This window comes from Ottowia sp. VDI28, from assembly GCF_049532675.1.
In the GTDB taxonomy this organism is placed as follows: Bacteria; Pseudomonadota; Gammaproteobacteria; order Burkholderiales; family Burkholderiaceae_C; genus Ottowia.
On record NZ_CP149820.1, the window covers coordinates 5,127,127 to 5,148,465 of the forward strand.

Consider the following 21,339-nt stretch of genomic DNA (forward strand, 5'->3'; position numbering starts at 1 on the left):
ATTGAATCACCCGTTCGCGAAAGCCCTGAGCCCGCCGCCAGCGGCACCCCACAGCTAGGAGCCCCCGATGGATTCGCTTCGTAGTATCGAAATCTTCGTACAGGTCGTGCACCACGGGAGCTTGTCGGCAGCCGCCAGGAAGCTGGGGACCTCCGCTGCCTCGGTCTCGCGCCAAGTCTCGGCGCTGGAGGATAGCCTGGGCGCCAGGCTCCTCAATCGCACCAGCCGGAAGCTGACGCTCACCGAAGCGGGAGAAGCTTACTTCCACCACGCGGAGCAGATTCTTCATCATGTGGACGAAGCCACACAAAGCGTCACGAATCTCCAGCGCGCCCCCAGGGGAACGTTGAGGGTCCATTCCAGAATTCTGGTCGGCCAACTGTTCATCATTCCCGCCATCGCTGAATTCCTGATCGCCCAGCCCGAGATCAAGATCGACCTGATGTTGTCGAATCTCTCCGTGGACCTGGTGGAACAGAACATTGACGTCGACATCCGCATTGGTAAGTTAAGCGATTCCTCCCTGATCGCCAAGCGCCTGACGCTCAGCGACAGGGTGGTCTGCGCCTCGCCAGCCTATCTGAAGAGAAGCCCGAAGATCCGTCAGCCGCAGGACCTGGGCGCACATAACTGTCTCACCTACCGCCTCAGCAAAGGCAACGTCCAGTGGCGCTTCATGAACGGCAAAGGCGTTACCACCGATGTTCCTGTGAATGGATCGCTCCAGACCGATTATGGGCCGGCCTTGCGTACGGCGGCCCTCGCCGGATTGGGGCTCGCGCTCATGCCAGACTGGTCGGTTCGCGAAGACATCGAGCGCGGCACGCTTGTGCGCCTGTTCCCGGAATTCAAGGCCAGCTTCCTGGAGTTCGACAATGGCGTATACGCGGTTTATCAACGCAGCCGCCATATGTCAGCCAAGGTGCGCCTTTTCGTCGATCACCTTACCGGCCTGTTTGACAGATCGTGATGGCGGCTGCCTGATGCCGAAGCTTCCTGAGAACGTGCCCAACGTCAATCAACTGTGATCTTCGCTGATTCGATGATGCTCTTGTAGCGCTGGATGTCCTCATCGAGTGTTTTCGCGAACTCACGCGGCGGCAGAGCTTGCACCACATTGCCCTGCTCCTGCATCCGCGCTTTCACTGTGGGGCTTTCCAGGGAGGCTTTGAGCCCGCTGTAAAGCTTGTCGATCACCGGCGCCGGTGTCTTGGCTGGCGCGAAAACGCCCAGCCAGTAGACCGCGGAGAAATCCCTCAAGCCGCTCTCCGACACCGTCGGCACATTTGGCATGAGATCGGAACGGTTGGAGCTGGTCACCGCGATGGCGCGAAGCTTTCCACTCTCCACAAGTGCCTTGGAGCCGCCAAACGTATCAAAGACGAGTTGCACCTCGTTCCCGACCAGGCCCGTGATCGACGGACCGCCTCCTTTGTAGGCCACGTGAACCATCTCCATGCCCGCGGCCTTCTTGAACAGCTCCCCAATCAGATGGCCGGAAGAGCCCTGTCCTGCCGAACCAAAATTGAGCTTTCCAGGATGCGCCTTCGCATAGGCGATCAACTCAGCCACGCTCCTGACCGGCAATGCCGGATTCACGACCATCAAATAGGGTCCTGTCACTGCGAGCGTGACGGAAGCCAGATCGCGCTTGATGTCGTAAGAAGCGTTTTTCTTGAGCGTCGGATCTGTCGCGATGACCGAGGTGTGAAACAGCAGCGTATAGCCGTCGGCCGGTGCGCGCACCACCGCCTCCGTACCGATGGCGCCGGCGGCCCCAGGTTTGTTGTCCACGATGACGGTCTGGCTCAGACGCGGCCCGAGGTCCGCCGCCAGAAGCCTCGCCGCGGGGTCTGTCGAACCACCCGGTGGATAGGGAACGATCAGCCTGATCGGCTTGTCGGGAAAAGCCGGTGCCTGCGAGATCGCCGCCAGAGGCCAGGCCAGAATGCCGCCGACGATGGCAGCCAGCGCCGCGCGCCGCCATGAATCCATCATATTGAGTCTCCTTTTTGGTGTCATGAATATGGGCAGGGCCACTTGATGCTTTATTTCATGTGCGCGCCGGATGCCTCGATGATGGCTTTCCACTTGGCACGCTCGGAATCAACCTGCCGGGCAATCTCCTCTGGAGTGCTCTGGCTCACCAGCACGCCCAGTTCCAACAGCTTCTGCTTGGTTTGCGGTTGCCCCAATACCGAATTGACTTCCTTGTTCAAACGATCCACGATGTCTTTCGGTGTCCCCCCACGGACGGAAAGGTAGTTCATGGGCGATGCATCGAATCCGGGAAAGGTCTCGGCAAGCGTCGGTACGTCCGGCAGACTGGGCGAGCGCTGCTGATAGCCGACCGCGATGGCGCGCAACTGGCCCGAGCGGATCATGGGAAGAAACGCGGCCACGGTATCCAGGCTCCAGTCCACATTGCCGGCCACCAGATCCTGCAGTGCGGCGCCAGTCCCCTTGTAGGGCACGTGCACCGTGTCGATCTGGGCGACGGACTTCAGATATTCACCCGCCAGGTGCCCGCCTGATCCAATGCCGGGACTCGCGAAACTGAGCTTGCCAGGATGAGCCTTCGCGTAGGCAATGAATTCATTGACGTTTCTGACGGGCAGCTTGGGATTGACCACCAAGGCGTTGATGAACACGCCCAGACGGGCCACCGGCAGCAAATCCTTTACAGGGTCGTAAGGAAGCTTGCCCATCAGGAACGGATTGGTGATCTGCGGCCCGGGCGAGGTGTGCAGCAGCGTCATGCCGTCCGGAGCCGATTTGGCCACGAAATCCGCGCCAATGGTAGCGTTGCCGCCGGGCTTGTTGTCGACCACCACGGGATGCCCCAATGCTTGGGCAAGCGGCTCCGCGATGACCCTGGCCATCACATCCGAACCGCCCCCCGCGGCGAAAGGCACCACGAAGCGGATCGGCCGCGACGACAGGGCTTGAGCAAGCACGCCGCCTGCTCCCCAAGATGCCGCGGCAAGTACAAGGCTGCGTCTGGTGAACGCTCGTCCGAACGCCATGATGGTCTCCAAGTTCTCTTTCTAGGCAGACGAAACCGTATCACCGGGCCAAGCACTGAACCAGACCGATCAGGCGTGAAGCAGCTTTTCAGATTTCGCAAGCATGGGTTCCGCGGCCCTGCGGATGAAAAGGAAAAAACGCCCGGAGTTTGCAGTTTTCGTACAGCTGCTGCACGGCTCGCGCTCTTGTTGGAACCAGCTCACATCCGTATAACCAAGGGCATTCGATGCAACCCAAGAAGAGGAACCAGATGGCCGTTGGGCGATATACGACAGACTTGGACAAGGGCGATGTGCTCGGCCCTGTCGACTACACGATGAGCAAGTTCGTGGTTCGCGAGTACTGTCACGCGAACGAACTGCATCAGGAGTGCTACCAGGGCAAGGACGTGAGGTTCGCGCCCCCGACGCTGGTCCACCTGGACAAGCTCAAGCTTTACAAGGTCGCCTGCCCGGCTGGCACTGGACCAAGCGCACGCATTCACTACCAATACGACGCCACGATCCACGCCCCAATACCCGTGGGCGTTCCGCTGCGGGTCGCCGGGGTCGTCACGGACCGGTACACCAAGAAAGACCGCGAATATGTGGAGACGCGCATAGACCTTAAGACCGCCGAAGACGATCGTCCCCTGGTCACGTATCGCGACACCATCATCGTTTCCTACAGCCAGAAACAAAGCTAAGGAGGACCATGAAAATGAATAACAGCCAGCAGTTTCCTCCTGGAATGGAGTTCCGCCTCGCGCCCCGCCCGATGACCCGCGAACGGATGCGTTGGTATGTGGATATCCAGGAAACCGTTCAGGTGGACGACGGACGCATCCACACGCAACCCCCCACGATCCACGATGACGAGGAATACGCGCGCAAGCAGGGGCTTCCCGGCATCATCTCGGACGGCATGATCACCACGAACTGGATCCATGGCCTGCTGATCGACGTGTTCGGCGACAGCGCTGCCGGAACCGGGAGCCTTCGGACCAAATACATCGCCCCCATCTACGAAGACATGCTGGTCACGACGTGCGCGCGTGTCAGCGGCGTCACCAGGAACGAGCATGGCCACCCGGTGTACCAGATGGATGTCTGGTGCGAAGACGACACCGGCCGCAAGCTGACCGTAGGAGACGCCTGCGTGATTCAAGTAGCCTGAATGCAGGGATAAGCCCATGTGGAACATTCTCGAAGGTACTCGCATCCTGGATCTCTCCCGGGTCTTCGCGGGCCCGGCGGCCACGCAAATACTCGGAGACCTGGGCGCAGAAGTCATCAAGGTGGAAGAACCGGAGGTGGGCGACGAAGCACGCGGCTTCGGCATGACGCAGGAAATGGTGGCGTCCGGAATCACGGTCAGCCCTTCGTTCCTGGCCTTGAACCGCAACAAGAAAAGCATGGCCATCAACCTGGCTTCCGCCTCCGGCCAGGAGCTGGTGCGCAAGCTGATCGCCGGCTGCGATGTAGTGGTCAACAACTTCCGGCCCGGGACCATGGAACGGTACGGCCTGGGCTATGAATCCTTGCGCGGGCAACGCCCCGATTTGATCTTCTGCCAGTTTTCCGCGTACGGAGACCAGGGCCCCCTCACCATGATCGGTGCCAACGACCTGGCACTCCAGGCCCACAGCGGCCTCATGAGCATCACGGGTGAGCCGGACCGCCCTCCCGTGCGCTGCGGCACCTCCCTCGTTGACCTGCACGCCAGCCTGGCGCTCGTGGTAGCCATCATGGCGGCCTTGATGCACCGCCAGAAGACCGGCGAAGGACAAATCGTCGAGACCTCGTTGCTGCAGAGTTCGGCCCACCTGATGAACTATTTTTATGGCGAATACTGGGCCACGGGCGTTATCCGCAAACCCATGGGCACCGCCAACCACCTGAGCGTGCCCAACCAGGTATTCCCAGCCCAGGACGGGCAGGTGGTGATCATCGCCCCGGGCAATGAGATGTGGCTGCGGTGCGCGCAGGCCCTGGACGCCGAAAAACTGGACCGCCCGGAATGGCGCGGCCTGCTCGACCGGCAGAAATACCGCGCCGAACTTGTGCAGGCCGTAAGCGAGGTCACGCTCACGATGAGCTGCGACGACATCATCAGGCGGCTGGGCCCGGTCAAGGTGAATGTGGCCAAGGTCAACCATATCGGCGAGGCGGCGGACCATCCCCAGCTCGCGGCCGCCGATGCGCTGACCAGCTTCGAGATGAACGGTCAGCCCCTCAAGGCCGTCAAGTCCCCTTTCAATCTCAAAGGCACGCCAGGCAGGCCCGACAACCGGCCGCCTGAACTGGCAGAGCACACGGACGACATCTGCCGGGCGCTCGGCCTGACGGATGAAGAACTGGCCGCGTTCCGCTCCGCCGGCGCCTTCGCCGCGCCAAAAAGGTAAAGCTCGCGCAGAGCGAACCACTACTTCCCGAGGAAATCCGATGAAGAACCTGGACATTCAAGTGAAGGACCACATCGCGGTCATCACCATGAATCGCCCGCCTGTCAACGCCACCGGCTTGCAGATGCGCGCCGAAATCACCCAGGCCTTCGACGCGATGGGCGACCGCGACGACGTGCGTGTGGTCGTGTTCACCGGTGCCGGCAAAGCGTTCTGTGCAGGAGCCGATATCAAGGAACGAACCCAGCTCACAGGAGAAGCGGGCGAGTACAGCGCGCTCAACCGGCTCACGCGTGAGATGTTCTATTCGATTCTCGAATGCCCCAAGCCGGTGATTGCCGCGGTCAACGGCGCCGCCTTGGGCGCCGGGATGGCTCTGGCCTTGTGCTGCGACATTCTGCTGGCCAGCGAAGACGCCATTTTCGGCATGCCGGAAATCGACGTGGGGTTGGCGGGCGGCGTGAAATACCTGCAACGGCACCTGTCTCCGTCCAAGGCCAGGCGGATGCTGCTCACTGGGAAACGCTTCCCGGCTTCCGAGTTCCATCGGCTGGGGGTACTGGAAGAATGCGTGCCCGCCAAAGAACTGATGGACGCAACCATGGAAATCGCCCGTGAGATCACGGAGAAGAGCCCCGTGGCCATCCGCATGCTCAAGGAGTCCTTCGGCATGGTGGAGAACCTGTCGCTTCGCGACGGCTACCGGATCGAACAAAACCAGACCAAGGCCATGAGCAAGACACTCGATGCGGCGGAGGCACAACGCGCGTTCGTCGAAAAACGCAAACCTGTTTTCGTGGGGCGTTGATCATGAGACTGCAAGGATTCACCGCCATCGTCACAGGTGCAGGCGCGGGCTACGGCGCCGCCATGGCGCAACGCTTCGGAGCGGAAGGCGCCCGCGTCGCCTGCGTGGACATCAACCACGAAGCCGCGCAAGCCACCGCTGACGCCATGATCCAGCGCGGCCAGACAGCCATGGCCTTGCATTGCGACGTCTCGGACGGTTCGTCCGTCGCCGCCATGTGCGACGAAGTGGTCCAGCGCTGGGGCAGCTTCAACGCCCTCATCAACAATGCGGCGTTGACACAGAAACCAGCCCGCATCGCCAAGACGCCGGAACCCGACGTGGACAGGCTGCTGGCCGTCAACATCAAGAGCCTGTATCACATGGCGGTTCACGCCGTGCCGGTGATCCGCAAGGCGGGCAGCGGCTCAATCATCAACATTGCGTCGGTCACCGGCCTGCGCCCGCGCCCCGGCATGATCTGGTACAACGCCACCAAGGCGGCGGTCCTGTCCATCACGCAATCCATGGCGGCCGAACTGGCCGCCGACGGCATCCGCGTCAACGCGATCGCTCCCGTGGCCGGGCGTACACCGATGTTCGATTCCATGTTCGGCGAGCACCTGGATGAAGGCATCAACCGGGTGCTCGAAACGATTCCGCTGGGACGCCTCTGCGCCCCTGAAGACATCGCCAATGCCGCGGTCTACCTGACTTCCTGCGAGGCCAGCTACATCACAGGTATCGTTCTGCCGGTGGATGGCGGGAGGTTGGTGGGATAGAGGTTGTCACTCTCCCGCATGCGCGGGAATGACGGCCAACACGTTTTAAGCGCCAGCCCCCAAGGACATCTGCGCGCGGTTTTCCGCCTCGACCGCCTGATCAAACGCAGCCAGGCCGATCTCGTTCATCACACGTTTGTACTGTGCACTGACGCGCGGATCCAGAGCAGCCAGGCGCTTCGCCAAGCTCAGTGCCGCCTCGTCGAAGCCTGATTCCGGGACCAGGTGGGACACAAGCCCCCACCCAAACGCCTGCTCCGCCGAGAACTCGTCGCCGAAGAGCATCAGTGACTTGGCTCGAGCCAAACCCACGCTGGCAGCCAATGTGGCCGTCAGTCCGCCCGTCACGAACACACCCAGGGAAGCCTCCGGCAACTTGAACCGGGCGCTGATGGCCGCTACGGCGACATCCGCATCCAGCATCCATTCAAAACCAGCGCCAACGGTCCAGCCGTGAACGGCAGCCATGACGGGCTTGGGAATTGCAACCAATGCTTTCGACACGGCCTGGACCAACTCAAGATCCCGATCAGTCGGCGGCGCGCCTACATCCCGCCCAGCACAGAAAGCCCGGCCGGAGCCACGCAAAAGCATCACACGGACATCCTCATGGCGGCTTGCGGTCTCTATCGCGCCGAGCAACTGTTCGGCCAGATCGTTGTCGATGGCATTGAGCTTCTCCGGCCGGTTCAATGTGACGGTCATGACGCCATCTGAGACGTTGACCAAGATCTTGTCGGCATTCATACAGGACTGAAACTCCAAGGACATGTTGAGCAAGTATTTCCCTCTATTTTCAGCCATTGGGAACATCTGCTCCAACGCTTTGGCCGGCCGGCAGGCAGGCAGCACCTTGAAACAGTCTGTTGATGGGCTCTTTCGGTCCACAGATAGCTCAGGGGTGCAACGCTCGAATACCACGGTACTCGGGTCCAACTCTTCCGTCTGTACGCCCTGTCTTTCCACCCTCACCATGCGTGATTTCCCATTTGCGGAAAAATGTAGTAAATCGAATTAATATCAAGCACCCAGGCTGAAGGAACCCCGCCATGAATATGACACGTCGCGCATTCGCCGTGCTCGGCTCGAGCGCGGTGTCCTCAGCCTTTGCCGCGCCCGCACAAACACAGCCACAGCCACAGCCAACACTGCGGGAAAAAAAGCTCACGATCCTTGTAGCCCAACCGCCAGGAGGTATCTCGGACTCCTTGGCGCGCGCCATCGCCCCTACCCTGAGCGAAGGGTTGGGGCGAACGGCAGTGGTCGAGAACGTGGCGGGTGCCAGCGGCTCGCTGGCCGCGAGCCGCCTCCTGGCCGAGGAACCCGACGGCGACACGGTGCTCGTCGGATCGCCTTCCGAAACAATCCTCGCGCCACTCACTCTGCGCTCGGTGCAGTACCGGGCCACCGATTTCCGCCTCCTGGGCCTGATCACCAGCTCCCCGCTTGCCATGTACGCGCGTGGCGACTTACCCGCCAGCAATCTGGACGAACTTGTGGCTTTAGGGCGTCAAACCGGCGGCAAGATCCTAAGCTACGGCACCACAGGGTTCGGCAGCCTGTTCCATCTCCAGACGGAACGCCTGCTGGCGACCGCAGGCATGAAAGCCGTGCACGTCCCCTACCGCGGGGGAATGCCCATGCTGCTGGATCTGCAAAGTGGTATCGTCGATTTTGCAATGCTGCCTGTCGACACGCTGCTGGAACGCAAGGTGGCCAGCGGCAAGATCAAAGTGTTGGGCATCGCGTCGCCGCGGAAACTTGCTCGCTTTCCCGAAGCGGTTCTCTTCGACGAAAGCAAATCTGCCCCCCGCTTCGGCCACCCCACCATCTGGGTCGGCCTGCTGATTCCAGCAGCACTGAACGCCGGCGCCAGTGCCCACTTGCACAAGGCAGCCATGGACACACTTGGCGACGAGGAAGTTCGGGAGGCCATCGAACGAATCGGAGGCAAAATCCCGCCACCCATGTCCATGGCGGATGCCGCCCGCTTCTACGCGGCTGACGCCGCGAAGCTTCAAGCGCTGGTGAAAGCAGCTCAGATCCAAGAGGGCTAAAGCAGTCGTCAGCGGCGAGAGGTCTCGGCGAGATGCTCCACGGCGCGGAGGGCCAACCCGAAGGACTGAGCCAATCCGTTGCCCGGCAAATACCCATCGCCTCCATGGCCCGACAAACCGGCGGCGCATCCTCCCGCTGCATAGACGCCCGCCATGGGGCGATCTCCGGCATCCAGCACGCGGCCATCGCCGTCGGTGAGCAGTCCGCCCTGGGTATGGGCCAATGATCCAGTGACCCAGGAGGCACGGAAAGGCGCCTGCAATGGTTGCTCAAAGTGCGTGCGGCCCAAGGGATCGTTGGCCTCGCCTTGCGCACAGCGCTGTGCCAGTTGCACGCTCTCTCGCAACGCAGCCAATGGCACCTGGGCTTGCCGCGCCAATGCTTCCAGGTCGTCAGCCTCCATCACCCGGCCCGCGGCGCGTGCTGCCGCGTAAGCTGAATGGTTTCCCAGGCGCTGCTCGATGGCGGCGTCAAATACTTCCAAAGCCTGCTGGCCCGGTTGCCCCAGCACTTTGGCGGCAAGCGCGGAAGGCCCCACATCTTCACGCACGAAACGTTGTCCCGCACGGTTGAGCATGATGCCGCCCAGAGTGGGAATGGACATGCCCAGCCGCGTGCGGCCGTCAGGATGGGTGTGGCCTTGGCCTTGGTAGCCGTCCATGCCCCCCAGTGCCGCGCCCCAAGCCCGCGCCAGGGCGATGGTAGAGCCGTCCTGACTGGGTGCGCCGCTGTGCAGTGCGCCCGCCATCTCGGGAATGAACTCGGCCACCATTTCCGGCGCCGCACCAAAGCCACCGCCAGCCAGCAACAGGTGCCGTGCATGGCTCAGGCCTCCGGCGTGCTGCAGCGTGAAGCGCCCGTCACCACGGTCAATGCGCGAGATGCCCGTATCGGGATGGCACTGCAGTCCGGCGCACCGGCCCAGCGCCTCGCGCAGGCTGGCGTGCAACGCCGCTCCTGATGCAGGGGTGACGGAATGGAAGCGCACCGTCCGATGGCCAGGCGCCGGCACATCCGCGAGGAAACGCACGGGCACTCCAGCCTGCAGCAGAGACTCCACCACCGTGGGCAGCACCTCTGCCACGCTGGCGGCAATGCGCTCATTGCATGAAGTCCCGGCGAATTGCCGCAGGTCTTCCAGCCAGACCTCAGGGGAATCAGCGACCCCCGCATCGGCCTGCAGCCGCGAACCGGCAGCCGGAAACAGGCCGCCGCTGAGCAGCAAATTATTAGGCTGGGACCAGAAGGGATCGAACACGGCCACGCGCAGCCCCAATGCGCTGGCGCGCAGCGCGGCCATCATGCCCGCGGCGCCCGCCCCAAGAATGGCGAGATCGTAAGGAGTAGTAGACATCAAGAAGTGGAAAGCGACGAATGAAACCCCTGCTAGCGTGATCACCCAGGCTGGGGGCTCTCGCGTGGCGCCAAGCGGCGGCCTGTCACAGGGCTACTCTTGTTTGATGCCGGAGAGTTGCACCGCGCGCTGGAATTTCTTGAGTTCCGCCTGCTGGAAGCTGGCGGTCTCGGCGGGCGTGGAGCCCACCACCGTGGCGCCCTGTGCCTCCAATTGTGCACGGACGGCAGGGTCGTTCACAGCGCGCTTCACCTCAGCCGAGATCTTGGCCACGATGTCGGCCGGCGTGCCAGCCGGGGCCATCAGCACAATCCAGGCCGAAGCATCAAAACCGGGCAGGAACTCGGACATCGCGGGCACATTGGGCAATAGTGGCGAGCGCTTGGCCGAGGTGACCGCCAACGCGGTCACCTTGCCGGACTTGATCTGGCTCACCAGCGATGGCAAGCCTTCCACGCCCGTCTGGATCTCACCAGACATCACCGCCTGCACCGTCGGTGCACCACCACGGTAGGCGACATGGGTCATCTTCAGGTTGGCGTCGGCCTTGATCAGTTCCATCACCAGATGGCTGGTAGTACCCTGGCCCGAAGAGCCATGGGCGATGGTGTCGGGTTTGGCGCGTGCCGCGGCGATCAGATCAGGGATCGTCTTGATAGGCTGGTTGGGGTTGGCGACCACCACTTGCGGAAACGACACCATCTGCGAGACCGCCGTGAAATCCTTCACCGCATCGTAAGGCAGCTTGGCGAACAGCCAGGGGTTGATGGCCATGGTGCCGGGCGAACCCAGCAGCAGCGTGTAGCCATCCGGCTTGGCCCGCGCCGCGTAGTCTGTACCGATGTTGCCCGAAGCCCCCGTGCGGTTGTCGACGTTGATTGCCTGGCCCAGGTTCTGGGTCATCTTGGTGGCGATGAGACGAGCGACCACGTCCACCGCAGAACCAGCCGCAAAAGGGTTCACCATCATCACGGGCCTGGTGGGCCAGGCTGCGGCGGTAGCTTGCGCTGCAGCGCCGAGAGGCCAGGCTGCAACGAGGGCAGCGGTCATCAAACCGAGAGTGAAAGTCCTGCGGGAATTCATGGAGCAATCCTTGAACAACAAAAAGGATAAGTCCGCCTGGAAGTGAGGCGATGTGCTTGCGGCGATGTACGTGCTCGCGCAGTCTACAAAGCGCGTGGAATCAAGTAAATAGAACAATAGATAGGACATTTAAGCGGTCTATGATCCGATGCCGTGATCACCCCACCGCCTACCTCGAGAAGCTCTGGCATTGAGCCGCCCGCGCACCCGCACTACCCTCATTTGTTTTCGCCTTGCACGCTCGCGGGCAAGACCTTGAAGAACCGCATCGTGCACGCGGCCATCTCGCTGCACTTTCCTGTGCATGACGATGTGCCCGAGGGACTGATCGACTACCACCGCACGCGTGCCGAAGGCGGTGCAGCCATGTTGATCGCGGAGCCGGTAGGGATCGCTCCGCACCAAAGCAACCAACGTGTGCCGGCCTGGAACGGGCGGATGGCCTCGGGTCTTGCGCGTTGGGCCGAAGCGGTGGAATCACTGGACTGCCGCCTGCTCGCGCAGGTGCAGGACACGGGGCGCGGACGCCACATCCCGGGGCGGTACGCCAGCGCGATCGCGCCTTCGGCGCTGCCGGACGACATCACGGGCAGCATGCCCCGCGCCATGTCCGCATCCGATATCGGCGCCTTCATCGCGCACACCGCGGAGTCCTGCGCGCAGCTGCAGCGCGCGGGCTTCTCGGGTGTGGAAGTTTCAGCGGGGCACGGTCACCTGTTCCACCAATTTCTGTCGGCCTACTCCAATCATCGCGAGGACGAATGGGGTGGAGACTTCGAGGGACGCTGCCGCTTCCTGGTTGCCACTTGCGAGGCCATCCGCCAACGCTGTGGCAGCGGCTTCATTCTGGGAGTGAAGCTGCCGGGCGACGATGGCATCGCAGGCAGCATCGACGAGCCCACAGCCGCGGCCATCGCCCGCCACCTGTGCAGCCGCGTACAGCCGGACTTCCTCTGTTACGCGCAGGGCTCGCACCACCGCACGCTGGAAATGCACCTGCCCGACGGCACTTACCCGCGTCTGCCCTTTCATGCGATGGTGCGGCGCCTGGCCGCGCAGACCCCAGGCATCCCGGTGATGACACTGGGCCGCTTCACGGATCCCGCCGAGGCCGAGGGAGCGCTCGCACAAGGTGACATCGCGCTGGCCGGCCTGGGACGCGCGCTGATCACCGACCCTGCCTGGCCGCGCAAAGCCGCGGAAGGCCGCGCACGCGACATCCGCTACTGCGTGTCCTGTAACACATGCTGGAAAGTCATCGTCACCCATACGCCGATTGCTTGCGACAACAACCCGCGCGTGGGTAGTTTGCGGGAGCTCACGCCGCTGCCACTGGCCGCGCGGCCACGGCGCGTGGCTGTGGTGGGCGCAGGCATCGCGGGCCTGGAAGCGGCCCTCAGTGCCGCCCAGCGAGGCCACGCCGTGACTGTCTATGGCGCCTCAGCCGAGCCCGGCGGCAAGACAAGGCTGTACGCCGCGCTGCCGGCCGCCGAGTCGCTGTCAAGCATTTACGACTACCAGTTTGTAGAAGCGCAAAAAGCCGGCGTGCAATTCAAGATGGGCCACGCCGTGAGCACCGCGCAACTGATCGCCACGGCGCCGGAGGTGGTGGTGCTGGCCACGGGCGCCACCATGAGTTGGCCCCCCTGCCTGCCAATAGATCTGCGCGCGCAGGGCTGGTTGCCTGATCTCCGCGAAGCGATGGCGAGTCTGGCGGGCGTGCGGCAACCGCAGCCCGGGACGGCCGTGGTACTCGATATGGAGCAGACCGAGGGCACCTATGCGGCCGTGGAGCGACTGCGGGATCTGTTCGCGCATGTGGTGGTGTTGTGCCCGCGCGAACGCATTGCCGAGGACTGCAGCCTGGTCACACGCCAGCGCGTGCAGCGGCGCTTTCACGAACGCGGCATCACCGTGCACTGCCTGGCTGAACCGGTCTGGAGCGAGGCCTTCGAGGAAACCGCCACGCTGCATTGGCGCAGTGTGTTCGGCGGGGCATTGCAGCCCATTGAGGATGTGGCCCTCTTCACCTATGCCACGCCGCGCGTGCCGGATTCCGCCTTGGAACAGATGGAGCCGGCGCTGCAGGCCGCGGGCATCACGGTGCATCGTGCGGGCGACTGCCTGACGCCGCGCGGCGTGCTGGAAGCCACGGCTGAGGGTCATTTGGTGGGATCGAAAGTCTGAAGATGCATGCCTTTTGATGATGTGGCCCGCGCCATCCAAAGCGCCGGCAGCGGGTCTCGTCAGTTTGTCCAGCGGCGGGCCAAGGCCGGAGCCAAACCAAGCGTGCCTTTGGGTGCCGGCCGCCGGTAAGTTCCGGCCGAGGCCTTGCGCACGTTCAGCGTCACCAGGGCCTCAGCCTGCTTGACCGCTGCGGCCATTGGATCCACCACGGGCACCGGGATGCGCTCGCGCACCTTCGCGGCCAGGCCCGCGAGCGGAGCGCCGGCCAGGATCACCACATCGGCTTCGTCCTCTTCGACAGCCCGGTTGGCGAGATCGACGAGAAGTGCCTCCTTCTCGCTTTGAACATCGGAAATCGACGCAAAGGCGCCATCGAGCATGCGAATACCGGCCAATCGCCCTGCCAGCCCATTGGCTTCGACACAATCGGCATACCAAGGGCCGAGCGACTGCGCGAAGGTGACGACCGCGAAACGCCGGCCCAGCATGCACGCGGTCAGCATCGCGGCCTCGGCCATGCCCACCACCGGAATGTCGAACATCTCGCGCGCGCCCGCCAGCCCCGGGTCGCCAAAGGCCGCGATGATGGCTGCATCACAGCGCTCGGCATGCTCGGCCAGCATTTCCAAAGCGATGGCGCCCCCAATCTGCGCTTCCGCACGCGTGGCGATATAAGGGAAGCCGCGCGATGCGGTCAACGCCTCCAGCTCTGTGCCAGGGGCCGCTGCAGGTAAAGCGGCCTGCATCAAACGTTCGGTGATCGGCACACTGGTGTTGGGATTCAAAATCAGCACTTTCATCAAAATTCTCCTTATGTTCTCCGTCTGGTGCGGCCGATGCGGCTATAGCGGCTATGGCCTTGACCGCTCCGCCAGCAAGGGAAGAGCCGCCATCAAGGCGGCCGCGGCCAAAAGCAGATAAGACGTGCTGGTGCCCCACAACGAGCCAATCCATGCAAAGATGCCGGGCGCCAGCGCAAGGCCGGAATAGCCAAACATCAACACCGCCCCTGTCACCGCCGCAGCGGCCGGAGGCCCGGCGCGGCGCGCCACTTCAGCGATCATCACGCCGTTCCAGCCGCTGGCCGCCAGGCCCAATCCGAAAGCGAGCGCCCAGAGGGCCGTTTCCCCAAGGAACGGTCTCCCCAAGACAAGTACCGCGCAGCTCAGGGCCATGGCCATCCCCAAAAGGCCAAGCAGGAGAATCGAACGCTCCTTCCTCGCATTGACACGGCGCGCCACCCAACCCCATAGCAGCCGGCCGACAAATCCTCCAGCTTGCATCAGCGCCACGAACGACGCCGCGCGCGCCACCGTCCAACGCCAATCACTTACGACCTGCGTGATGAGAAAGGTGTTGAGGCACATCTGCATGGCCGAGAACGCACAGGTCGCGACAGCCAATCGGCGCAAGGCAGGCCTGGACCAGACCTCGTGCAGCGAGGCCAACATCCCTTGCTGAGGGCCGCGCGAGGCATCTGCCGCGATGGCTGCTCCCGGCAATACTCTAGCTTTCGGAACGCTGGCACACCACCACGCGGTCATGCCAGCGAGCAATGCTACGAACCCGAACGGCAACCCGGCGGACATCTTCGACAGCCAAGGAAGGGCAAGCGAGCCGGTCATGGCGCCGATCTGGTTACCCGTTTGCCGAATAGAAAACACCCAAGGACGTTGTTCTGCCGGTGTGGCGCGGGTCAAGACCGCCACGCTGGCAGGTGTCTCGGGACCATAAGCCAAGCCGAGCAGCACAATGGCGAGCCACATAGTCCACGGAGCGGCACCACCTTGCAACGAGGGCCACCATGCCAGCGGCACCATCGCCACAGCCACCAGGGCCGCACACACGGCGGCAGTTCGGGTGTCGCCCAGCCATTGAATCCAGCGCCCGGCAGAAAGAGACCCCAGCGCGCCCAAACCGAACAACAGCGTATGCAACAGTCCCAGCTGTGCGAGCGAGAGTCCCAACTGCGGCGCCAGGGTCGCCAAGCTGAAGGCGCCCATCGCGACAACCGCCTGCAGCGCAGTCATAGGCGGCAATGCACCGGCAACGGTGGCCTTGGCCGGCGTCAAACTCGCTGCGCCAGAATTCGCCGCCTGCATCATCGTTCGGCAATTCCGTTCATGTCCGGTGGTTCATCGGATACGCCGGCTGATGCCGGTCAGGCGCTCCATCACGACCATCAGGATCAGGGTGATGAGCACCAACAGGCTGGAGATGGCTGCAATGCTCACATCCAAACGGCTCTCCAGGTCCTGCCACATGCGGATCGGCAGCATGTCCGTCGCCGCGTCGCGCAGGAACAGCGAGACAGGCACATTGTCGAACGACGACATGAAGGCGATGAAGGCACCGGCCCCCACGCCGGGCGAAATCAGAGGCAGGGTCACCCGGCGCAAGGTGTAGAGACGGCTGGCCCCAAGACTGGCCGAGCTTTCCAACAGCGCGGGCGGCAGTTGCGCGATGGCAGCGATCGTCGTGCGGATCACGTAGGGTGCGGCGACCACGCTATGGCCGATCACCAAGGTTCCCAGCGACAGCGGGACACCCATTCGCGCAAAATAAATCAGGGCCGCGAGACCGAAGGCCAGCGTCGGCAAGATCAGGGGCGACATGAAGAAGCCATCGAGGACACGCGCCAACGCGCGCTCCGAACGGGCGATCGCCAGCGCGGCCGGCACGCCCAGCAGCACCGAGAGCAATGTAGCCCCGGCGGCCACCTTGACGCTGTTGACGAGCGCGTACAGCAATTGGTCATTGTCCGGCAGCTCCAGATACCAACGCATGGAGTAGCTTGGCGGTGGGAACTTGAGGGAATACCCGTCCGTGAACGAAACGATGATGACCACCACCGTGGGGGCCAGGAGCAGTACCAATGCCAGCAAGGCAATGCCTACGAACACCGCATGAAACGCGATGGTGGATGTGGTGTGGCGGCGGGCCATGTCAATGCTCCCTCAAGCAGCGGCGCGTTGGCTGGCGCGGCCCAATAAACTGAATGCAGCAACACAGGCCATCACCGCCGCAAGAAAGACCAGGGAAAGCGCTGCCGCGAACGGCCAGTTCTGCAGCGCCGAAGCCTGTTGGTAGATGTACATCGGCATGAACAGCATCTGTCCTCCGCCAACCAGAGATTGCGAGACGAAGGCGGTGATACTCGCCGTGAAGGTCAGCAGGCACCCCGCAACCACGCCCGGCAGGGTCAACGGCAGCGTGATGCGAAAAAAGGTGCGCCAGGCACTCGCCCCCAAGGCAGAGGACGCATCTTCAAGATTGGGGTCGAGCTTTTGCAAGGCAGTGATCAATGGCAATGCCATCAACGGTAGTTGCACGTTGGCCAAGGTCGTAATCACGCCGCCCCGGGTGTAGAGCAGCTTGAGCGGTTCCTCGACCCACCCGAGGTCCAGCAGCGCCGCATTCACAATCCCCTGGCGCCCCAGGATGACCACCCAGGCGAAGGTTCTGACGACCACACTGGTCAGCAATGGCATCACGATCACGAGCATCAGAATCGGCTGCAACCGCGCTGGCCCGTGAACGTAGCTCCACGCCAGCGCGTAGCCGAGCAGCAGGCACAGCAGCGTGACTTGCACACCCAGCCACAAGGTGTCGAACAGCACCTTGAGCGAGAACCCATCCCCGAAAAGCTTCGCATACTGGTCCATGCCAAAGCGTGTGAATTGGGGGTCCGCGTAGATGCTGACCAGCGCGAGCAGCAACAGGGGTGCCAGGAAGAAAATGACGAAGAACGCCGCCAGGGGCGTTGACAGCGCCAGGCTATAGCCCGTGGGTGAAGGGCCCTTGAGTGCGGCAGTGCTCATCGTCATCGCTCCGGCAGGTCAGACCTTGATTTCGCGGTTGAACCGGTCAATCCAGGCCGCGCGGTGCTCGTTGATCTTCTTCCAATCCTGGAAGATGAACTTGCGCTTCATCTCCTCTGCGTCCTTCACCAGCACGCGAGCGATTTCACCTTCCAGCTTGACCTTGGAGTTGGTGGGAACGATCAGATAAGGCTCCCGCATCAGCTTGCTCTGCACCTCGGGCGACATGGCCGTCTCGACCAGTTGAATCGCCAGTTCCTTGTTCGGGGTGTTCTTGACGATCTCGATCTGTGTGCGGAACGCAATCGCCCGCTCTTTCGGGGCAACAAACTCCACAGGCACGCCACGTGCTCTCAGCAATTGGATGGCATTGAAGTTGCCAGGCGCGATGTCGATCTGGCCCTGCTGGAACAGCGCCGCCAAAGCACCGGGGTTGGCTGCCACCGCCCCCACATTGGGCCGCAGCCGCTCGATCGCCTTGAAGCCCTCTTCGACATTGCTTTCGCTGCCGCCATGCATGCGAGCCAGCTCCACAAGAAACGCGGTGCCCAGCGTCGAATTGAGGTTGGTGATCCCGACACGTCCCTTGTACTCGGGCTTGAACAGGTCGTTCCACGACGTCGGCGGCGTTTTGATCTTCTCCGGGTTGTAGGTGATGCCCACCACCTGGAAAAACACAGCCGGCGCGATAGGATCTTGCGCGTCCGGAATCAAGTCCTTGAAGTTCTTGCTTTGCGCAAAGGGGAACGGCTCGACAATTCCTTGCGCCACGGCCGTCAAGGCCGGACCCGGATCATGCAGCATCACATCGATCGGCGGGTTGTTGCGCGCCGCGGTGACCTTGGCGATCTGGTCCACCGACAGCATCGGATCGAGCAGCATGTCTTGGCCGGTAGTGCGCTTGAAGGCGGGCGACATCACAGCCTTGTGCGCCTCTTCCCAACTGCCCGTGAAGGTTGCAAAAACCAGTTTGCGCGCCTGCGCATGGCCGATGCCGGGGAATAGTTGCATGGCCGACAGCGTGAGTGCGCTGCCTAACAAATGACGTCGGGAAATGTCCATGGCGGTCCTCGTTCAGTAAGTCAATGGGAAGGGTTGGCGGAGAAAGGGGGCCGCCTCAAGGGGCGGCGAAAACGGCAACGGCGGCAGGCGAAACAGGACGCACCCAGACCGGGGTTCCCGCCGCGCGCGGCAGCGTGCCTGCAGAACGCGGTTCGGCCAGCTTGAGGCGCTCGCCCTGCGGCGTCACGATCTCATGAACCATGGTGGCGCCGAGCGGCATGCCCAGTTCAACGGTCGCTTGCAGGGCGCCTTCGCCTTGGGTACACAAGGCCAGGTTTTCTGGCCGCACACAAACGAGCACCGCACTACCGGGCGCCAGGTTTGTCGCCGCGCGCGTTGCCATGCGCGTGCCGTCTTGCAGCTGAACCACGGCACCTTGCCCGTCAGACGCCACCAACTGGGCCGGCAACACGTTGGCGGTGCCGACGAACTGGTTGACAAAGTAAGTGGCGGGGGTGTCGTACACAGTCGAAGGCGCCGCGAACTGTTCGAGCCGCCCTTGGCTCAGCACGGCGACACGGTCAGCCATGGCCAGCGCCTCCTCCTGATCGTGGGTGACGATGATGGCGGTGGTGCCGGCAGCCCGCTGGATGCGGCGGATCTCGATTTGCATGTCCATGCGCAGGCTTTTGTCCAAAGCGGAGAACGGCTCATCCAGCAAAAGCACGCGCGGCTCAATGGCCAGTGCCCGGGCCAGGGCCACACGTTGTTGCTGCCCTCCTGAGAGTTGGCGCGTCAGACGGTCCGCGAGGTGCCCCATTTGCACCAGATCCAGCATCTCTTGTGTGCGCCGCTTGGCAGCGGCTTTGTCGGTGCCGCGTGCGTCGAGACCGTAGGCGACGTTTCGCGCCACGGTCATGTGCGGAAACAGCGCGTAGTTCTGGAACACGATGCCGATGTCCCGCTGCGCCGGCGGCAGTTCGTCTATGCGCCGGCCACCGACCACTACCTTGCCGGAGGTTTGTTGTACAAAGCCGGCAACGATGCGCAGCAGCGTGGTCTTACCGCAACCCGACGGGCCGAGCAGCGCTACCAACTCGCCTGCATTGATCTCCAGCGTCACATGATCAACCGCAAAGGCCCCGCTGTTATAGCGATGCGAGATGTTGTCCAAGGTGAGCGATTGGCCTGCGTTTGCTTGCATAGTGAGTCCTGATTCGCAAAACTCATGCCACTTTGTATCCAAAACATGGAAACATCGAAAACATTCAGTTTTTTCAATGCTTTATCGCTCTGGAATCGTTCTTGCTTGCTTGGCTCCAAGTCCGTTTTCAACTACTGTCTGGTGCACATTTTTTGGAAATTTCGCACCATATTGGATACAAAATGATTTCTTCGGTGCATCCAAAAACCAATACAACCCCGTTTCACCTTCTCAAGGCCCGCGAGATCGCTAGCGCCGTGCGATCAAGCGCCTGCTCCGCCTTCGATGTTGCCCAAGCCTTCTGCGAACGCATCGCCATCTGGCAGCCACCACTCAACGCCTTTGCCGACTTCGATCCTGCGGTGCCGTTGGCAGCTGCATGCGAGGTCGATCGCCGGCTGGCGGCGGGTGAGCAGCTACCGCTGGCCGGCGTGCCGTTCACCGTCAAGGACAATCTTTGGCTCGAAGGCCGGCCAGCCACGTTCGGCTCGAAACTTTTCGAAGGGTTTATCGCGCCCCGGGACTCCTGGGCCGTAGCGCGCCTGCGCGCGTTAGGCGCGGTGCCGCTGGGGGTCACCAACTGTTCCGAATTTGCCTGCAAGGGCATCACCGCCACGCCGCTGCATGGGCAAACCTCCAATCCATGGGATCTGTCACGCACGCCAGGCGGATCGTCGGGCGGCGCGGCGGCGGCGGTCGCGGCCGGGCTTGGGCCGTTAGCCCTTGTCACCGACGCCGGAGGCTCCACACGCAGGCCCGCGGCGCACACCGGGCTGGTGGGCATGAAGCCCACCCTGGGCCGTGTTCCCAATCCCTGGGGCTTTAACGACCCCAACCATCTGCTGTCGGTGATCGGCCAGATTGGACGCGATGTGGAGGATGTGGCCAGCATGCTCGACGCCCTGACCGCCTGGGCACCTGACGATCCCCTGTCCAGCCCCGCGTTTTCCCAACCGGACGTCATGGCACAGTTGAAAACACCGCTCCCGCGCTTGCGTTTGGCGTGGTCACTGGACTTGGGATGCGGGTTGCCGGTGGACGACGACGTCGCCGCAGCGCTGCAGTCTGGAGTCGACCGGCTCCGCACCGCGGGATGGGTCATCGAAGATGCGCATCCGCAATGGCCGGAGGCGGCGCGCGAGTACCCGCTGATTGCTTTGCAACAGGCCGGCTTGGCCCAGCTTTTTGGCGAGCGTTGGCGAACAACCCCTGAGCTGTTCGATCCGGACATTGGCGAACAGATCGAACTGGGCTTCAGGGTCAGTGGCCAACGCTTGGCGGAACTGCTGCGGCTGCGCGAACAGATCCATGCAAGCTTCGCGCGCTTTTTCGAGCAGTATGATGCACTGCTGTGCCCAGTGGCCCCCGTTGAAGCTTGGCCGCTGGGCCAATTGGGGCCACCACAAATCGGCGGCATGCCCGCAGGACCACGCGGGCACGCGGCCTTCACGCCATTGTTCAACTATGCGAACTTGCCAGCCCTGTCACTGCCCTGCGGCAGCGGGGCCCAGGGCCTTCCGGTGGGCTTGCAGATTGCCGGACCACGCTTCGCCGATGCCCGTGTGCTGCAGGTGGGGTGGCATGCGGAACAACTCTTGGGGCCAGCCCCGGCTTCGCCGTTGATGGCCTCGCTCTAAGAACGTGTTCATTG

General features: G+C 62.8%; 20 protein-coding genes. 9 read left to right on the top strand and 11 right to left on the bottom strand.

The annotated features are described in order from the left end of the window. The first annotated feature begins 67 nt into the window (after positions 1–67). Complete coding sequence (locus tag WJU18_RS24435; protein WP_423456296.1) at positions 68–970, top strand: LysR family transcriptional regulator; 903 nt, start codon at positions 68–70, stop codon at positions 968–970. Between the two features lie 44 nt (positions 971–1,014). On the opposite strand, the gene WJU18_RS24440 is transcribed toward WJU18_RS24435, so the two are convergent. Both WJU18_RS24440 and WJU18_RS24445 read right to left on the bottom strand, forming a co-directional pair. After that, positions 1,015–1,998: a Bug family tripartite tricarboxylate transporter substrate binding protein gene (locus tag WJU18_RS24440; RefSeq protein WP_423456298.1), complete on the bottom strand. Its 984-nt coding sequence runs from the start codon at positions 1,996–1,998 to the stop codon at positions 1,015–1,017. A 50-nt stretch (positions 1,999–2,048) separates the two neighbouring features. Beyond that, positions 2,049–3,026 (bottom strand): Bug family tripartite tricarboxylate transporter substrate binding protein, encoded by a 978-nt coding sequence (locus WJU18_RS24445; protein WP_423456300.1) that lies wholly within the window; start codon positions 3,024–3,026, stop codon positions 2,049–2,051. A gap of 251 nt (positions 3,027–3,277) precedes the next feature. Between WJU18_RS24445 and WJU18_RS24450 the strand changes: the two genes are divergently transcribed. Genes WJU18_RS24450 through WJU18_RS24470 form a run of 5 tightly spaced genes read left to right on the top strand, consistent with a single transcriptional unit; the run spans position 3,278 to position 6,979 of the window. Beyond that, complete coding sequence (locus WJU18_RS24450; RefSeq protein WP_423456302.1) at positions 3,278–3,712, top strand: hypothetical protein; 435 nt, start codon at positions 3,278–3,280, stop codon at positions 3,710–3,712. Between the two features lie 8 nt (positions 3,713–3,720). Beyond that, on the top strand, positions 3,721–4,182 hold the full coding sequence (locus tag WJU18_RS24455; protein ID WP_423456304.1) for a MaoC family dehydratase: 462 nt from the start codon (positions 3,721–3,723) through the stop codon (positions 4,180–4,182). 16 nt (positions 4,183–4,198) lie between these two features. After that, positions 4,199–5,410: a CaiB/BaiF CoA transferase family protein gene (locus WJU18_RS24460; RefSeq protein ID WP_423456305.1), complete on the top strand. Its 1,212-nt coding sequence runs from the start codon at positions 4,199–4,201 to the stop codon at positions 5,408–5,410. A gap of 40 nt (positions 5,411–5,450) precedes the next feature. Then, positions 5,451–6,218, top strand: a complete 768-nt coding sequence (locus tag WJU18_RS24465; RefSeq protein WP_423456307.1) for an enoyl-CoA hydratase/isomerase family protein — start codon at positions 5,451–5,453, stop codon at positions 6,216–6,218. A gap of 2 nt (positions 6,219–6,220) precedes the next feature. After that, on the top strand, positions 6,221–6,979 hold the full coding sequence (locus tag WJU18_RS24470; protein WP_423456309.1) for an SDR family oxidoreductase: 759 nt from the start codon (positions 6,221–6,223) through the stop codon (positions 6,977–6,979). Between the two features lie 45 nt (positions 6,980–7,024). Here the strand turns inward: WJU18_RS24470 and WJU18_RS24475 are convergent, their stop codons facing one another. Next, entirely contained in the window at positions 7,025–7,726 is a 702-nt protein-coding gene (locus WJU18_RS24475; protein ID WP_423456311.1) for an enoyl-CoA hydratase/isomerase family protein, read from the bottom strand. A gap of 302 nt (positions 7,727–8,028) precedes the next feature. Here WJU18_RS24475 and WJU18_RS24480 point away from each other — a divergent pair, with 302 nt between their 5' ends. Then, positions 8,029–9,036 (top strand): tripartite tricarboxylate transporter substrate binding protein, encoded by a 1,008-nt coding sequence (locus WJU18_RS24480; RefSeq protein ID WP_423456313.1) that lies wholly within the window; start codon positions 8,029–8,031, stop codon positions 9,034–9,036. Between the two features lie 8 nt (positions 9,037–9,044). On the opposite strand, the gene WJU18_RS24485 is transcribed toward WJU18_RS24480, so the two are convergent. Beyond that, the gene (locus WJU18_RS24485; RefSeq protein ID WP_423456315.1) at positions 9,045–10,391 is read right to left on the bottom strand and encodes an FAD-dependent oxidoreductase; all 1,347 of its coding nucleotides are present in this window, start codon (positions 10,389–10,391) and stop codon (positions 9,045–9,047) included. Positions 10,392–10,484: 93 nt separating this feature from the next. After that, positions 10,485–11,474, bottom strand: a complete 990-nt coding sequence (locus tag WJU18_RS24490) for a Bug family tripartite tricarboxylate transporter substrate binding protein (RefSeq protein ID WP_423456317.1) — start codon at positions 11,472–11,474, stop codon at positions 10,485–10,487. A 153-nt stretch (positions 11,475–11,627) separates the two neighbouring features. On the opposite strand from WJU18_RS24490, the gene WJU18_RS24495 reads away from it, so the two are divergent. Continuing rightward, entirely contained in the window at positions 11,628–13,661 is a 2,034-nt protein-coding gene (locus WJU18_RS24495; protein WP_423456318.1) for an FAD-dependent oxidoreductase, read from the top strand. A gap of 59 nt (positions 13,662–13,720) precedes the next feature. Here the strand turns inward: WJU18_RS24495 and WJU18_RS24500 are convergent, their stop codons facing one another. From WJU18_RS24500 to WJU18_RS24525, 6 genes are all read right to left on the bottom strand, one after another. Beyond that, positions 13,721–14,461, bottom strand: coding sequence for an aspartate/glutamate racemase family protein (locus WJU18_RS24500; RefSeq protein ID WP_423456320.1), 741 nt, complete (start codon positions 14,459–14,461; stop codon positions 13,721–13,723). Between the two features lie 51 nt (positions 14,462–14,512). Beyond that, the gene (locus tag WJU18_RS24505; RefSeq protein ID WP_423456322.1) at positions 14,513–15,691 is read right to left on the bottom strand and encodes an MFS transporter; all 1,179 of its coding nucleotides are present in this window, start codon (positions 15,689–15,691) and stop codon (positions 14,513–14,515) included. Between the two features lie 105 nt (positions 15,692–15,796). After that, the gene (locus tag WJU18_RS24510; protein ID WP_423456324.1) at positions 15,797–16,606 is read right to left on the bottom strand and encodes an ABC transporter permease; all 810 of its coding nucleotides are present in this window, start codon (positions 16,604–16,606) and stop codon (positions 15,797–15,799) included. Between the two features lie 12 nt (positions 16,607–16,618). After that, on the bottom strand, positions 16,619–17,482 hold the full coding sequence (locus WJU18_RS24515) for an ABC transporter permease (RefSeq protein ID WP_423456325.1): 864 nt from the start codon (positions 17,480–17,482) through the stop codon (positions 16,619–16,621). Positions 17,483–17,500: 18 nt separating this feature from the next. Continuing rightward, on the bottom strand, positions 17,501–18,544 hold the full coding sequence (locus tag WJU18_RS24520; protein WP_423456327.1) for an ABC transporter substrate-binding protein: 1,044 nt from the start codon (positions 18,542–18,544) through the stop codon (positions 17,501–17,503). A gap of 55 nt (positions 18,545–18,599) precedes the next feature. Next, on the bottom strand, positions 18,600–19,688 hold the full coding sequence (locus tag WJU18_RS24525) for an ABC transporter ATP-binding protein (protein WP_423456329.1): 1,089 nt from the start codon (positions 19,686–19,688) through the stop codon (positions 18,600–18,602). Positions 19,689–19,870: 182 nt separating this feature from the next. Between WJU18_RS24525 and WJU18_RS24530 the strand changes: the two genes are divergently transcribed. After that, positions 19,871–21,325 (top strand): amidase, encoded by a 1,455-nt coding sequence (locus tag WJU18_RS24530; RefSeq protein ID WP_423456331.1) that lies wholly within the window; start codon positions 19,871–19,873, stop codon positions 21,323–21,325. The last annotated feature ends 14 nt before the right edge of the window (positions 21,326–21,339 follow it).

What these genes read in the sequence shown, in the direction of transcription:
- WJU18_RS24500 (WP_423456320.1), bottom strand. Translation starts at nt 14,461, where the DNA reads ATGAAAGTGCTGATTTTGAATCCCAACACCAGTGTGCCGATCACCGAA.
- WJU18_RS24450 (WP_423456302.1), top strand. Translation starts at nt 3,278, where the DNA reads ATGGCCGTTGGGCGATATACGACAGACTTGGACAAGGGCGATGTGCTC.
- WJU18_RS24455 (WP_423456304.1), top strand. Translation starts at nt 3,721, where the DNA reads ATGAAAATGAATAACAGCCAGCAGTTTCCTCCTGGAATGGAGTTCCGC.
- WJU18_RS24485 (WP_423456315.1), bottom strand. Translation starts at nt 10,391, where the DNA reads ATGTCTACTACTCCTTACGATCTCGCCATTCTTGGGGCGGGCGCCGCG.
- WJU18_RS24530 (WP_423456331.1), top strand. Translation starts at nt 19,871, where the DNA reads ATGATTTCTTCGGTGCATCCAAAAACCAATACAACCCCGTTTCACCTT.
- WJU18_RS24520 (WP_423456327.1), bottom strand. Translation starts at nt 18,544, where the DNA reads ATGGACATTTCCCGACGTCATTTGTTAGGCAGCGCACTCACGCTGTCG.
- WJU18_RS24475 (WP_423456311.1), bottom strand. Translation starts at nt 7,726, where the DNA reads ATGAATGCCGACAAGATCTTGGTCAACGTCTCAGATGGCGTCATGACC.
- WJU18_RS24470 (WP_423456309.1), top strand. Translation starts at nt 6,221, where the DNA reads ATGAGACTGCAAGGATTCACCGCCATCGTCACAGGTGCAGGCGCGGGC.
- WJU18_RS24460 (WP_423456305.1), top strand. Translation starts at nt 4,199, where the DNA reads ATGTGGAACATTCTCGAAGGTACTCGCATCCTGGATCTCTCCCGGGTC.
- WJU18_RS24505 (WP_423456322.1), bottom strand. Translation starts at nt 15,691, where the DNA reads ATGACTGCGCTGCAGGCGGTTGTCGCGATGGGCGCCTTCAGCTTGGCG.
- WJU18_RS24480 (WP_423456313.1), top strand. Translation starts at nt 8,029, where the DNA reads ATGAATATGACACGTCGCGCATTCGCCGTGCTCGGCTCGAGCGCGGTG.
- WJU18_RS24445 (WP_423456300.1), bottom strand. Translation starts at nt 3,026, where the DNA reads ATGGCGTTCGGACGAGCGTTCACCAGACGCAGCCTTGTACTTGCCGCG.
- WJU18_RS24465 (WP_423456307.1), top strand. Translation starts at nt 5,451, where the DNA reads ATGAAGAACCTGGACATTCAAGTGAAGGACCACATCGCGGTCATCACC.
- WJU18_RS24490 (WP_423456317.1), bottom strand. Translation starts at nt 11,474, where the DNA reads ATGAATTCCCGCAGGACTTTCACTCTCGGTTTGATGACCGCTGCCCTC.
- WJU18_RS24510 (WP_423456324.1), bottom strand. Translation starts at nt 16,606, where the DNA reads ATGGCCCGCCGCCACACCACATCCACCATCGCGTTTCATGCGGTGTTC.
- WJU18_RS24515 (WP_423456325.1), bottom strand. Translation starts at nt 17,482, where the DNA reads ATGAGCACTGCCGCACTCAAGGGCCCTTCACCCACGGGCTATAGCCTG.
- WJU18_RS24525 (WP_423456329.1), bottom strand. Translation starts at nt 19,688, where the DNA reads ATGCAAGCAAACGCAGGCCAATCGCTCACCTTGGACAACATCTCGCAT.
- WJU18_RS24435 (WP_423456296.1), top strand. Translation starts at nt 68, where the DNA reads ATGGATTCGCTTCGTAGTATCGAAATCTTCGTACAGGTCGTGCACCAC.
- WJU18_RS24440 (WP_423456298.1), bottom strand. Translation starts at nt 1,998, where the DNA reads ATGATGGATTCATGGCGGCGCGCGGCGCTGGCTGCCATCGTCGGCGGC.